Annotated in this window: 14 protein-coding genes; 8 read left to right on the top strand and 6 right to left on the bottom strand. The window is 58.8% G+C overall.

Annotated features, from left to right (window positions below; all coding sequences use genetic code 11):
- Positions 1-323 precede the first annotated feature (323 nt).
- The 4 genes from Q8R10_RS09785 (at position 324) to ccoM (ending at position 1,705) form a co-directional block, all read left to right on the top strand.
- Positions 324-626: an aspartate-semialdehyde dehydrogenase gene (locus Q8R10_RS09785; protein WP_305653276.1), complete on the top strand. Its 303-nt coding sequence runs from the start codon at positions 324-326 to the stop codon at positions 624-626.
- Between the two features lie 2 nt (positions 627-628).
- Positions 629-1,231, top strand: coding sequence for an alpha-ketoglutarate-dependent dioxygenase AlkB (locus Q8R10_RS09780; protein WP_305653274.1), 603 nt, complete (start codon positions 629-631; stop codon positions 1,229-1,231).
- Positions 1,228-1,395: a hypothetical protein gene (locus Q8R10_RS09775; protein ID WP_305653272.1), complete on the top strand. Its 168-nt coding sequence runs from the start codon at positions 1,228-1,230 to the stop codon at positions 1,393-1,395. The genes Q8R10_RS09780 and Q8R10_RS09775 overlap by 4 nt, the downstream gene beginning before the upstream one ends.
- Before the next feature lie 169 nt (positions 1,396-1,564).
- On the top strand, positions 1,565-1,705 hold the full coding sequence (gene ccoM, locus Q8R10_RS09770; protein ID WP_305653270.1) for a cytochrome c oxidase subunit CcoM: 141 nt from the start codon (positions 1,565-1,567) through the stop codon (positions 1,703-1,705).
- 128 nt (positions 1,706-1,833) lie between these two features.
- On the opposite strand, the gene Q8R10_RS09765 is transcribed toward ccoM, so the two are convergent.
- Positions 1,834-2,304, bottom strand: coding sequence for a MaoC family dehydratase (locus Q8R10_RS09765; RefSeq protein ID WP_305653269.1), 471 nt, complete (start codon positions 2,302-2,304; stop codon positions 1,834-1,836).
- Positions 2,301-3,272, bottom strand: a complete 972-nt coding sequence (locus Q8R10_RS09760; protein ID WP_305653268.1) for an alpha/beta hydrolase — start codon at positions 3,270-3,272, stop codon at positions 2,301-2,303. The genes Q8R10_RS09765 and Q8R10_RS09760 overlap by 4 nt, the downstream gene beginning before the upstream one ends.
- Positions 3,273-3,500: 228 nt before the next feature.
- On the opposite strand from Q8R10_RS09760, the gene fadD2 reads away from it, so the two are divergent.
- Positions 3,501-5,189: a long-chain-fatty-acid--CoA ligase FadD2 gene (fadD2, locus tag Q8R10_RS09755; RefSeq protein ID WP_305653266.1), complete on the top strand. Its 1,689-nt coding sequence runs from the start codon at positions 3,501-3,503 to the stop codon at positions 5,187-5,189.
- A 238-nt stretch (positions 5,190-5,427) separates the two neighbouring features.
- Positions 5,428-7,116: a long-chain-fatty-acid--CoA ligase FadD1 gene (gene fadD1, locus Q8R10_RS09750; RefSeq protein WP_305653264.1), complete on the top strand. Its 1,689-nt coding sequence runs from the start codon at positions 5,428-5,430 to the stop codon at positions 7,114-7,116.
- Positions 7,117-7,264: 148 nt separating this feature from the next.
- On the opposite strand, the gene Q8R10_RS09745 is transcribed toward fadD1, so the two are convergent.
- Entirely contained in the window at positions 7,265-7,480 is a 216-nt protein-coding gene (locus tag Q8R10_RS09745) for a hypothetical protein (protein ID WP_305653262.1), read from the bottom strand.
- Positions 7,481-7,741: 261 nt separating this feature from the next.
- Between Q8R10_RS09745 and Q8R10_RS09740 the strand changes: the two genes are divergently transcribed.
- Positions 7,742-8,020 carry a hypothetical protein gene (locus tag Q8R10_RS09740; protein WP_305653260.1) on the top strand — a complete coding sequence of 93 codons (279 nt, stop codon included), beginning with the start codon at positions 7,742-7,744 and terminating at the stop codon, positions 8,018-8,020.
- A gap of 69 nt (positions 8,021-8,089) precedes the next feature.
- On the opposite strand, the gene Q8R10_RS09735 is transcribed toward Q8R10_RS09740, so the two are convergent.
- Positions 8,090-9,253, bottom strand: a complete 1,164-nt coding sequence (locus Q8R10_RS09735; RefSeq protein ID WP_305653258.1) for a 1-acyl-sn-glycerol-3-phosphate acyltransferase — start codon at positions 9,251-9,253, stop codon at positions 8,090-8,092.
- A gap of 71 nt (positions 9,254-9,324) precedes the next feature.
- Here Q8R10_RS09735 and Q8R10_RS09730 point away from each other — a divergent pair, with 71 nt between their 5' ends.
- Positions 9,325-9,507, top strand: coding sequence for a CPXCG motif-containing cysteine-rich protein (locus tag Q8R10_RS09730; protein WP_305653256.1), 183 nt, complete (start codon positions 9,325-9,327; stop codon positions 9,505-9,507).
- Between the two features lie 51 nt (positions 9,508-9,558).
- Here Q8R10_RS09730 and Q8R10_RS09725 read toward each other — a convergent pair whose 3' ends face one another.
- Both Q8R10_RS09725 and Q8R10_RS09720 read right to left on the bottom strand, forming a co-directional pair.
- On the bottom strand, positions 9,559-10,860 hold the full coding sequence (locus tag Q8R10_RS09725) for a glycosyltransferase (protein WP_305653255.1): 1,302 nt from the start codon (positions 10,858-10,860) through the stop codon (positions 9,559-9,561).
- A gap of 77 nt (positions 10,861-10,937) precedes the next feature.
- Positions 10,938-11,873: a GntR family transcriptional regulator gene (locus Q8R10_RS09720; RefSeq protein ID WP_305653254.1), complete on the bottom strand. Its 936-nt coding sequence runs from the start codon at positions 11,871-11,873 to the stop codon at positions 10,938-10,940.
- Between the last annotated feature and the right edge of the window lie 128 nt (positions 11,874-12,001).

Genomic DNA, 12,001 nt, shown 5'->3' with positions numbered 1-12,001 from the left:
ATCGCGAGCCGTGTTGCCGCGAGAAATGGCCCCCGGTTGGGCGCAGGTCGCCGGGACTGGGTATTGCCTTGCCAAGTCCTGCAACAACAGCGGGGGCCATTTCTCGCGCAACCCGAAGGGCCGGGCCTGTTTTTGCGCGAGGCGGCGTTTCTCGTCGCTCATTTGGAATAACCAAACCGCGCTCCTCGTGCCTTGCCTCGCGCAAAAACAGGCTCCGGCGCGGCCGTGAATGAAATGGCAACAGACCCTAGGGTTTTAGCGGTGATTAAAGTCAACGGCTGAACGGCCGACAGTCTGACCAAAGGATGCGAGAAAAAACCGCCATGCTGCCGCCAATTCCGCCGGGTCTGCTGCCCGTGACCTCTCAGCAGGAAATCGCCAAACCACGTCCGGACATCCCGCCGGTGACGCCCGTGCAGGCCAGCGCCAATGAAAGCGCGGTGAGTCTGGATAAGCGCCATCCGCAAGAGGCCGAGGAGCTGCTGCGCCAAGAGCAACGCCGCCGCCAGCAACAGCGCCGTGGCTACAGCCCGGAGCAGCTGGCCGAGGGTGAAGTTGCTCCTGAGGATCAGGCGGTACTCGAAGAATTGCCCCGCCAAGGGCTGTGGGTGGATGTTGAGGTTTAGCCGTGGCCTTGTTTAATGACCTAGCGCTGCCGTTGGCCGATGCCGAGCTGCGCTGGCAGCCCGAGTGGCTGGACGCCGCCACGGCCGATCACTGGCTGGCCGCGCTAGTGGCGCAAACCCCGTGGCAGCAGCCGCAGGTATTGGTGCATGGCCGCCAGCATCCGGTGCCGCGCTTGCTGGCCTGGTATGGCGATGCTGGCGTGAGTTACCGCTACGCCGGCTTAAACCATCAACCGCTGGACTGGACACCGTTGCTGGCGCAGATTCGTACTCGGGTTGAGGCGGCGGCGGGGCAGGCATTCAATGGTTTGTTGCTCAACTATTACCGCGATGGCCAGGACTCCATGGGCTGGCACAGCGATGATGAGCCTGAGCTGGGACGCAATCCGTTGCTTGCCTCGCTGAGCCTGGGCGGTGAGCGACGTTTCGATTTGCGTCGCCGTGGCGCCAGCCGCATTGAGTATTCGTTGCCCTTGAGCCACGGCTCGCTACTGGTCATGGCCGGCGCAACCCAGCATCATTGGCAACATCAAGTGGCGAAGACCCGCAGCCTCTGCGCGCCACGCCTGAACCTGACCTTTCGATGGATTTTGCCGCAAGCATGAACGACGACAATGTGGACAATGTGATTGATTTAACCCGCGAGCGTGACAAGCGCGTGCATGACCGCCACGAGAAGCGCTTGAACGAGGTGCGCGATGCGTTTGCCCAAGCCTTACCCCTGGGTAAGCCTAAGAAAAAACCTAAGAACAAACCGAAAAAGCCCTGAGTGCGTGGCTTTCGTGTTGTTGAGGGGCTGTTTTTATTGATCTGGATCAGCCCTTTCGTGACCCGGCAATTGACCCTGTCGCGGTATTGATCAAGATCAATTATTGCGGCCCGTTCAGGGGCTACCTTGCAGTCATCCAATTGTGGGTTTGAACAGCGAGGATGCAGCCATGTTCGTCGACGTAGTGGTTATTGCGGGTATAGGCACCGTCGGGCTGATGGTCGCCTTTCTAGCCGGCTTCGGTTATTTCATTTGGAAGGACTCGCACAAGGTCAAGGTGATCGCCATCGCCAAGACCAAGCAGGACTGAGTCCTTCGCAGCAGGGCACGCAAGGCAATTTGGGGCGACTTCGGTCGCCTTTTTTTATGAGTTTTTTTTCGTGTTTGACTGAGGTGATCTCGCCGCTGGGTTACTCGCGACGAGAGCGCCGTTAGGCGTTAGCCGATGCTGATGGTCGGCAGGACGGGCAGTTCGATGCTCAGTTGTTCGCGCGGGGCGAGCACTTCGGCCTCGCCATCGACGACCAGTTCGTCGCGTTGGTTAAACACTCGGGTGGCCAGCTTGACCCGGCCTTTGGGTTGCTTTTCGAGCACTTCCAGGCGCACTTGCAAGGTGTCGCCGAGTTTTACCGGGCGGCTGAATTTGAGGCTCTGGCCCAGGTAAATGGTGCCGGGGCCGGGCAGTTGGCAAGCGATGGCCGCACTGATCAGCGCACCGCTGAACATGCCGTGGGCGATGCGCTCTTTGAACATGCTGGTGGCGGCAAATTCGGCGTCCAGGTGTACCGGGTTGCAGTCGCCGGAGGCGGCCGCGAATAACTGGACATCGCGCTCTTCGACGGTTTTGTTGAAGGTGGCGGTTTGGCCGACTTCAAGGGCGTCGTAGGGGAAGTTGTTTACCAGGCTCATGCGGTTTCCTTGCTAGTAGGTAGATTGTTTGTCGGGCAATGACGATTGGTCGCGAGTGCCCGCTCGAGCCAGTCGATGAGAAAACCGGTGACTTCGTCACGATTGGTTTCGTTGAGCAACTCATGCCGTGCCTGCGGGTAAATTTTCAATTGCAGTTGGCTGGCGCCGGCGTTACTTAAGGCATTGGCCAGGTCGTCAAGACGCTTGCCGTCGCTGACCGGGTCACAGCTGCCGCCGATCACCAGCAGCGGCAGCTTGCTGTCGATTTGCAGCAGACTGCCGCGGGGGGTGATCTGCTGTAGGCCGTCAAGCATGTCGACCCAGTATTGATTGGTACAGCGAAAGCCGCAGAGCGGGTCGTTGATGTATTTATCGACCTCGACCGGGTCGCGGCTGAGCCAGTCAGATTCAGTGCGGTTGGGCTTGAACGCTTTGTTGAACGAGCCAAATGACAGGAAGTCCATCAGTGCGCTACGTCCGGTTGGCCCCTGACGCCAACGCTCGAAGCGCGCAATCAGGCCGGCGACACGGTACAGCGCTACCGGTTGGTAGTTGGACGCCGAGAGAATCGCGCCCTGTAGGCTGCAGCTGTGCTGCATCAAATAGGCTTGGGCGATGTAACTGCCCATGCTGTGAGCCAGCAGGAAGATCGGCGCCTCTGGGTATTGCTGGCGAATATGGTGGTTAATGCTGGCCAGATCGCCAACCACCTTCTGCCAGCCGCCCTGATCGGCAAAGTGACCGAGTACACCGTGTTCGGCAGTTTTGCCGTGCCCGCGCTGGTCGTGGGCATATACGGCAAAGCCTGCTTGCACCAAGGCCTGGGCGAGGCGGGCATAGCGGCCACTGTGCTCGGCCATGCCGTGGGCAATCATGACTACGCCCTTGGGGGCCTCATCGGCAAACCAGTGATTGACGTACAACGGCGCTGCGTCGCTGGCATTCAGCCAAAAAGCTTCATGGTGCATGGCGGGTCCTTGTGCTCGTAGGGTGGCGCATTTTGCATGGCTGGCGTGCGTAGGCAAAGCCCGGCCAGGGTCGCGGGATGATGTGTAGTGTAGCTATCCATGCAACTTTAATGGCTAGGATTCATCCGCTCAATAAGGCTGTGCAGGCTATTTGCCTGTGGCCTGGGAGCTGTTAAGTTCGCGTATTCCCGCGCGGGCGGGTCAGTTGCTGGATGGGGATAATAATAAATGCAAGCTGAGTTCTGGAACGATAAGCGTCCGTCTGGGGTACCCCACGAGATCGATTTAACGGCTTATAAGTCGATCGTGGAGGTGTTTGAGCGCTCCTGCAAAAAATTTGCCGATCGCCCGGCCTTCAGCAACCTCGGGGTGACGTTGAGCTATGCCGAGCTCGACCGGCTCTCGGCGGCATTTGCCGGTTACCTGCAAAAGCACACCGACCTCAAGCCCGGCGACCGCATTGCCGTGCAGATGCCCAATATTCTGCAATACCCGATCGCGGTGTTTGGCGCCCTGCGTGCCGGCCTGATCGTGGTCAACACCAACCCGCTGTACACCGCGCGGGAAATGCGCCACCAGTTCAAGGACTCCGGCGTGCGTGCCCTGGTGTACCTCAACGTGTTTGGCAAGCTGGTGCAGGAAGTGCTTCCCGACACCGACATCGAGTTCCTGATTGAAGCGCGGATGGGCGATATGTTGCCCAGCCTCAAGGGCTGGTTGGTCAACAGCGTGGTCAAGTACCTCAAGAAAATGGTCCCGGACTACCAGTTGCCCCAGGCGCAAGGGTTCAAAACGGTGCTCAGCCAAGGCGGTGGCCAGAGTCTCAAGCCGGTCAAGGTCGGGCTGGACGACATTGCGGTGTTGCAATACACCGGCGGCACCACCGGCGTGGCCAAGGGCGCGATGCTCACCCACGGCAATCTGGTGGCCAACATGCAGCAGATCCACGCCTGCCTGTCACAGCTGGGCGACGATGGTCAGCCGCTGATGAAAGAGGGCCAGGAGATCATGATTGCGCCGCTGCCGCTCTATCATATCTATGCCTTCACCGCGAACTGCATGTGCATGATGGTCAATGGCAACCACAACATCCTGATCAGTAATCCCCGCGACATCGGCGCCTTTATCAAAGAGCTGAAAAAGTGGCGTTTCTCCGCGCTGCTGGGCCTGAACACCCTGTTTGTGGCCTTGATGGACCATCCTGAGTTCAAGAGTCTGGATTTCTCCAATCTCAAGGTCACCAACTCCGGCGGCACGACGTTGGTCAAAGCCACGGCCGAGCGCTGGCAAGCCATTACCGGTTGTACGGTGGTGGAAGGTTACGGTCTGACCGAAACCTCGCCGGTGGCCAGCACCAATCCTTATGGCGATAAAGCCCGTTTGGGCACAGTGGGCATTCCGGTGCCGGGTACGGCCTTTAAGGTCATCGATGACGCGGGCGTCGAACAACCCTTGGGCGAGCGCGGCGAGTTGTGCGTCAAAGGCCCGCAAGTGATGAAGGGTTATTGGCAGCGCCAGGAGGCTACCGATGAGGTGCTGGACGCCGAAGGCTGGCTGAAAACCGGCGATGTGGCGGTGATTGATCCGGACGGCTTTGTGCGCATCGTCGACCGCAAAAAAGATCTGATTATCGTCTCGGGTTTCAACGTCTATCCCAATGAAATTGAAGACGTGCTGATGACCCACCCGCAGGTCGTCAGTTGCGCGGCGATTGGTGTGCCGGATGAGCGCTCCGGTGAGGCGGTTAAGTTGTTTGTGGTGGCGCGTGCCGGCGGTGTGACGGTTGAGGAGTTGAAGGCCTTTTGCCGGGAGAGTTTCACCGCTTACAAGGTGCCGCGGCATATCGTTTTTCGCGAGTCTTTGCCGATGACGCCGGTGGGTAAAATCCTCCGCCGCGAGCTGCGTGATATCGCCTAGAGCCTAGCGAGCGCCGGGCTCTAGGCTGTCCTGAGAGAGGTTCAAAAAATGACCGAAAGTTGATCTTTCGGTCATTTCTGTAACTGGTCGGCCGGCTTTTGCTGCTGGTCGGGTCTGCCTAAAGCTGCTACGCTCGGCCCGGTTTTTTGCCCGCTAAAAGGGCTTAAAACCCAGAGAAAACAAAAAATAATCGTCGTTCAGGCGCTAAAAAACAGCTGTAGTTTAGGAGAGGGCTTGCATGTCTGAGAACTTCTGGAAGGACAAATACCCAGCGGGCATTTCGGCCGAAATTAATCCCGATCAGTTTGCGAACATTCAAGCGGTACTGAAACAGTCCTGCCAGCGTTTCGCCGACAAGCCGGCGTTTAGCAACCTGGGCAAAACGCTCACCTATGCTGAGCTTTATGAGCTGTCGGGGGCCTTCGCGGCTTACCTGCAACAGCAGACGGACCTGCAACCGGGTGATCGTATCGCCGTGCAGTTGCCGAATATCTTGCAATACCCAATTGTGGTGTTCGGCGCCATGCGTGCCGGCCTGGTGGTAGTCAACACCAACCCGCTGTACACCGCGCGTGAGTTGGAGCACCAGTTCAACGATTCCGGTGCCAAGGCGCTGGTGACCCTGGCCAACATGGCGCATTTGGTTGAAGAAGTACTGCCCAAAACCGGAATCAAAACTGTCATAGTCACCGAAGTCGGCGACATGTTGCCGCCCCTTAAGCGCCTGTTGGTTAACAGTGTGGTTAAGTATGTGAAGAAAATGGTGCCGGCCTATAACTTGCCGCACGCCATTAAGTTCACCCAGACCTTGGCCCAAGGCCGCGGCAAAATAGTGCGCGAAAGCAACCCGGCAAGCTCTGAGATTGCGGTGCTGCAATACACCGGCGGCACTACTGGCGTGGCTAAGGGCGCAATGCTCACCCACCGTAATCTGGTCGCCAATATGTTGCAGGCCAAAGCCTTGATGGGCGCCAACCTCAACGAGGGCTGCGAGATCGTTATCGCCCCGCTGCCGCTCTATCACATCTACGCCTTCACCTTGCACTGCATGGCCATGATGCTGATTGGTAATCACAACGTGCTGATCAGCAACCCACGTGACCTGCCGGGCATGATCAAGGACTTGGCTAAATACAAGTTCACCGGCTTCGTCGGCCTCAATACTTTGTTTGTGGCGCTGTGCAATAACGAGGAATTCCGGGCGTTGGACTTCTCCGCGTTGAAGCTGACCCTGTCCGGCGGCATGGCGCTGCAACTGGCGGCCGCCGAGCGCTGGAAGGACATCACCGGTTGCCCGATCTGCGAAGGCTATGGCATGACCGAGACCAGTCCGGCGGTATCGGTTAACCCGATTCAGAATATCCAGATTGGCACCATCGGTATTCCGGTGCCCTCGACGCTGTGCAAGGTGATTGATGACGAGGGTAATGAGTTGCCCCTCGGCGGTCGCGGCGAGCTGTGTGTCAAAGGCCCGCAAGTGATGAAGGGCTACTGGCAGCGTCAAGACGCCACCGATGAAATACTGGATGCCGATGGCTGGTTGAAGACCGGCGACATCGCGGTGATTCAGGAAGACGGTTACATGCGCATCGTTGATCGCAAAAAAGACATGATTTTGGTCTCCGGCTTTAACGTCTATCCCAATGAATTGGAAGACGTGCTGGCCACGCTGTCGGGCGTGATGCTCTGTGCGGCCATCGGTATTCCCGATGAGCGTTCCGGCGAGGCGATCAAGCTGTTTGTGGTGGTCAAACCGGGCGAGAGTCTGACTAAAGAGCAGGTGATGGAGCACATGCGCGCCAATGTCACAGGCTACAAAGTGCCGCGCGCCATTGAGTTCAGAGACAGCTTGCCGACCACCAACGTGGGCAAGATTCTGCGCCGCGAACTGCGTGATGAAGAGCTGAAGAAAATCGTCAGCAAGTAAGCAGCACCTGCGTTAAAGGCCGAACAGCTTCGGCTATTTTAAACGCTAGCGCCGGCTCAAAATGCAAACGCCCCGACTGGTTCGGGGCGTTTGCATTTGGCTCACTCAACTACCGATAAGGCGGGTTTCGATAGCTGGGGTTGGTGGGTTAAGCGGCTTGAGAAAAAAACTCCGGGATACTGAAGCCGGTCTTTTGGTCGAGGTCCGGCAGGTCGTAATGCTCGTGGCCGCCAAGGGCGCAATAGACCAACCAATGATGGTCTTGCACGTTGAAGGACAGTTGATCGAGCACCTCATCCAGTTCATCGATCTCGTCGAGTGAGTCAATCAGGTAGTCGCGATCTTGCGGTAGCGCATGCAGCATGAGTGGATCCTCCGTGGAATTTTACTACTGATCTTGAAGCCGTTGAGCGGCATGCTTAGACGCCCAAGGCAGGCAGTTAACTCTAGGACAAAAGTTTTACCGTGCTGCGACAAAAAGATGAAAACGCTGCGTTTCGTCGGAAATCAGGCGCGCCTGGTTATCTCTTAGGTAGACTTCGCGGCCGCTTTTTCCCGCTCAGGTTTCTGTCCTGCAGCGGCTATTTTTGGTCAGGCTTTGCTGTTTCTGACGTGGAGGCAATCGATGTCGCTGCAAGCGCTATACGCGTTGTTTAACGCTCAACCCGCCCGCTGCTTAAACCTGCTGGCGTTGTTTTTGGCCTGCGCTGGCGCCTGGTTGTTGCTGGCGACCCGTCAGCGTGAACAGGCGGTCGGTGGCTCATTGGCCATGAGTGGCGACGGCAACGCCATGGCCGCGCCGACGGATGAGCCGACCCAGCGGCTCAATAGGTTTTTCTACCAGTTTGGGTTTGCCTGCATGGCGATTGCCTTGTTGCTGTCTTGGGGCAGTAGCCAGTGGTGATAGTGCTCAGTTCAACCTAAGCGCAAAAAAAATGGCGACCCATAGGTCGCCATTTTTTTACCGGCGGCTTTACAGCGGCAAGCCGGCTTTGATCCGGTATTGATTGCGCACCGGGTTGGCGTACTGCTCTATCAGGTAAGGCTGCTGCTCGCGCGGGCAGCCGGCGAGGCGTTTGTCCCACTGGGCTTGCGCCTTGGTCAGTTCATCGGCCGGGAACAGCTGCGCGGCGCTCGGTACCTGCAGCGCCGGGTCTTGCCCGGTCCACAGGGCGTAGGCCAGGTAGTGCGCCGGAAACAGCCGGTAGCCGGCGATAATCTGCCGATCCATCTCGGCGGCCAGCAGTTTGGTGTCGGCAAATTCGGCGTTGATCGGTGCGGCAAAGTTGATGTGCACCCGGCCTTTATAGCCGGTGATGCCTAGGGCAATGCTGCTGTCGTCCTCGCCTGGGGCTTTGAAGTAGCTGCCGGTGCTGGCGCGAATAAACAACTCGCGGGCCTTGGCTTGATCGCAGGGATCGTACTCGTAGCTGATCGATACGGGCGTCAGGTTCAGCCCGCCAATCACCTCGGCGAACGGCTGATCCTTGCGGCTCATATGAAACATCTTGAGGATCGCCGAGTCCGTGCGGTCGTTGCCGTCTTTGGCCCGGCCTTCCGCTTGGGCGATCCAGATCGAGCGGCAATCGGTGCGGATCGAATGGTTGATATAGGCTGACAAGAGCCGGAAGGCCTCCATCTTCTCGCGCCGGCCAGTGATCGAGCGGTGCACGATAAAGCTCTTGTTCAGGCGCATCAGGTCGCTGACGTAGGGCTTTTGCAGCAGGTTGTCGCCAATCGCGATGCGCGGCGTCGGCAGGCCTGCGTGATAGACCGCGTAGTTGACGAAAGCCGGGTCCATGACGATGTCGCGATGGTTGGCCAGCAGCAGATAAGCGCTGCCTTTTTGCAGGTGCTCCACACCGCTGTAGGTCACGCCGTCGGTGGCGCGCTCGATGGTGCGGTCAACATAGGGGGCGATGCGATCCTGAAACTGCGCCACAGTGCTAATGCCCTGGCACTTGCGGCGCAGGCCATAGCTGATAAGGGGTCTGAGCAGCCAGCCGCAAGGCTTGGCCAGGCGTGGGAAGCTAAAGTGGGTGAGGATATGAAGAAGTGCCTGATCGTCTAGCAGGCGCGCCAGCACGGCCGGGACTTCGGCATCGTTGTAAGGTCGGATGGCATCAAATTCGCCCATCATGTTCTCTTGGTGGTGGAACGGCTGCACATAGACCGGCGATTATACCTGCAAGTCACATGGAGACTGCGATGCTCGAAAGCCAAGATTATCAGTGCCCTTACTGCGGCGAAGTGGCGCAGGCGTTGCTGGATTTGTCCGGCGGCGATCAGCAGTACATCGAGGACTGTCCGGTCTGTTGTCGGCCTATTGAGTTTGCCCTGCAGACCGACGGCGAGAGCTGGTCTTTGCAGGTGCGCCGCGAAGACGACTGATGCGCTGCGGATGTCTGCGCATCGGGCCTTGATGCTGCCTGCGTTCGGGCGTCAGGCCTTGAGTAAGTCGAGAATGGCGCGAGCGGCCGTCTCGGTTCCGCGGGACGACTGCATGGTGGCGCTGAAGTCGTGCAGTCGCTGGTGCATTGGCTGGTCGGCGAGCAGTTCTGCCAGTGCCGCCGGCAGGGCGCCGAGCGGGTCGGCGAAGCGTGGCAGGTAGCGGCCAACCGCGACTTCTTCGGCGCGCCGGGCATTGTCGTGACCGTCCCAGCAGTAAGGAATAATCACCGATGGCAGGCCAAAATACAGCGCTTCACAGAAGCTGTTGTTGCCGCCGTGGTGAATAAACAGCTGGCATTCACGCAGCACGGCCGGCTGCGGGAACCAGCTGTCCAGATAGACGTTGTCGGGTACCGTCGCATAGTGCTCGCGGTAGGCGCCGACATTGATCAAAAAACGGTAAGGCAGGGTGGCGGCGGTATTGATCAGCCGCTGCATCATCTCGACGTCGGCCGCGCCCAGGCTGCCAAAACTCAGGTAAATCAGCGGCGCGGCATTCTGGCTGGGAAACTGCGGGACTATGTAGGGCGCTTCCTGGCGCACGCAGCCCTCTAGGTACAGATAGCGCTCGGCAGGCAGTGGTTGCTGGCGTGCGTAGCGCACTGGCGCCGGGGCGAGCAGTAAATTTAGGTAGGGCGAATCATTGAGAAACTGTCCGGGTGGGCAGGGTGGCTGCTGACAGCTTTCCAGGAAGCGTGCGAAGCGCTTATGGGCCGGCGCCACCGCCAGGTTGTAGCGTGCCGTAAAGGTCTGCCAGGCCGCCGGGTCGGCGCTCGAGCAGGCGGACAGATACGGCGGTACGGCTGGGTCCGGCAGTTCGGTTTCGGCGCAGGAGACCATCCGCACCCAGGGGCAGCCAGCGCTGGCAATCGCCGGAAACATCACCACGTTGTCCAGCACGATAACGTCCGGGCGCAGTCGTGCGAGCAACTGCTGCAGGGGTTTTTCCGCTTCGATGGCGGTATCGATGATCGCCTCCCAAGCCGGCGCCACATAGCTGTTGAGCTGCTCCAACGGAGTCTGGTCGAAATACGGGATGTTCTTCTCGATGAAGTTTTCCCAGTAGTGCTGCTGCTCGGCGGCGGACAGTTTGGTCTGTGTGGGGATCGGGAATTCGGCAAAGCCGTACTCGGCAAAAATCCCCTGAAAGTGCGCGTGACAGATAAAAACCGGTTTCGCCCCCAGCGCTTGCAGTGCTTGGGCAATGCCGATGCAGTTAAGGGCGGCGCCAAAACTTGCTTCCGGGAAGAGGGCGATCAGCGGTTCTTTCGGCATCAATTGAGAGGGTTCCATGGCTGTGCTCGACAGCGCTGTGTTGAGCGAAAATTCTATAGGTACTTTTTAGCATAAAAAGACCGCTGTGTTTTTGTTTACGGCTGCGGCCTGGCAGTGCCGGTCTGGGGGACGCCGCGGTTGGCGGTTTGTGGTCGTTGGGCTGCGGAGAGGCGCAGGTGCAGGCGCATTTGGTCGGCGGCTATTTCGCTCTGGCCGCGTTCAATCTGTTCGATGATGCGCAGGTGTTCGCGGGTGGCCTCCTGCAGGCGATGCACGCTGACCATTGGTAGTAGGTTCGGCAGGCGGCGCAGGGCCTGGTGATGCAGTAGGGCGTCGCGAATAAAGTGGTTGCCACAGCTCTGGGCGATCAGCTCGTGGAAGCTGATGTCCAGCTCGCGAAACAGCTGGATGTCGAAGGTCTCGATGCTGTGATTGAGCAGGCTTTGCATGCCGTCACGCAGCAGGGCCAGACGCGCCAGGTCGGGGCTGAAGTTGGCGCTGAGCAGCGCTTGTGGCTCGAGGATCAGCCGGAACTGCAGGCTGTCTTCCAGTGCCGCAAGGTTATTTAGCAGTGGCCGAAACAGCCAGGACTGACCGGCGCCGCGCTCCAGTACCTGGCTTTCGCTGAGCTGGGTGAGCACCTTCTGCGCCGCCGGACGGCCTATTTGATAGCGGCGCATCAGCTCGCTGATGCTCAGGCTGCTGCCCAGTCGCCCAGCCATGCGGTCGCGCAGAACCGAGCTGGCGAGCTGTTCTTCTTCGGCTTGCGGCAAGTTGGCGTGCAGCGCCTGTTCGGCGGGCAGGTTGCTGAGTCGATAGCCTTTGCCGGGTTGATGGCTGAGCAGTTGCTGCTCCAGCAGCACCTTCAAGGCCGCGCGAACCAGTGTGCGCGACACCTGAAAAGTACGCGCCAGGCCTTGCTCGGAAAGCGCTTCGCCGGCGCACAGGCCGGCCTCCTGGCTGTGTTCGAGGATGCGTCGCGCCAACTCCAAATGGTTTGGGCGTGGTTTTTTTTCGGTGATTTCGCTCAAGCCTTGTATTCCTGCTCAGTCGCTTTGGCGGCGTGTGCTGATCTTATGCCACAGCTGTTGGCTGCCAACAACACTGCAAAAAAGAGTTGACACTTTTCTTTGTCGGTCTTAATTTCTAAAAAAAAACA

Source organism: Pseudomonas sp. (assembly GCF_030698175.1).
Lineage (GTDB): Bacteria > Pseudomonadota > Gammaproteobacteria > Pseudomonadales > Pseudomonadaceae > Aquipseudomonas.
This window is presented reverse-complemented; position numbering and strand designations above follow the sequence as displayed.

Bases quoted from the DNA above. Each gene is read 5' to 3' on its own strand.
- Q8R10_RS09760 (WP_305653268.1), bottom strand. From the start codon at position 3,272: ATGCACCATGAAGCTTTTTGGCTGAATGCCAGCGACGCAGCGCCGTTG.
- fadD1 (WP_305653264.1), top strand. From the start codon at position 5,428: ATGTCTGAGAACTTCTGGAAGGACAAATACCCAGCGGGCATTTCGGCC.
- Q8R10_RS09745 (WP_305653262.1), bottom strand. From the start codon at position 7,480: ATGCTGCATGCGCTACCGCAAGATCGCGACTACCTGATTGACTCACTC.
- Q8R10_RS09765 (WP_305653269.1), bottom strand. From the start codon at position 2,304: ATGAGCCTGGTAAACAACTTCCCCTACGACGCCCTTGAAGTCGGCCAA.
- Q8R10_RS09740 (WP_305653260.1), top strand. From the start codon at position 7,742: ATGTCGCTGCAAGCGCTATACGCGTTGTTTAACGCTCAACCCGCCCGC.
- Q8R10_RS09725 (WP_305653255.1), bottom strand. From the start codon at position 10,860: ATGGAACCCTCTCAATTGATGCCGAAAGAACCGCTGATCGCCCTCTTC.
- Q8R10_RS09735 (WP_305653258.1), bottom strand. From the start codon at position 9,253: ATGGGCGAATTTGATGCCATCCGACCTTACAACGATGCCGAAGTCCCG.
- Q8R10_RS09775 (WP_305653272.1), top strand. From the start codon at position 1,228: ATGAACGACGACAATGTGGACAATGTGATTGATTTAACCCGCGAGCGT.
- ccoM (WP_305653270.1), top strand. From the start codon at position 1,565: ATGTTCGTCGACGTAGTGGTTATTGCGGGTATAGGCACCGTCGGGCTG.
- Q8R10_RS09730 (WP_305653256.1), top strand. From the start codon at position 9,325: ATGCTCGAAAGCCAAGATTATCAGTGCCCTTACTGCGGCGAAGTGGCG.
- fadD2 (WP_305653266.1), top strand. From the start codon at position 3,501: ATGCAAGCTGAGTTCTGGAACGATAAGCGTCCGTCTGGGGTACCCCAC.
- Q8R10_RS09785 (WP_305653276.1), top strand. From the start codon at position 324: ATGCTGCCGCCAATTCCGCCGGGTCTGCTGCCCGTGACCTCTCAGCAG.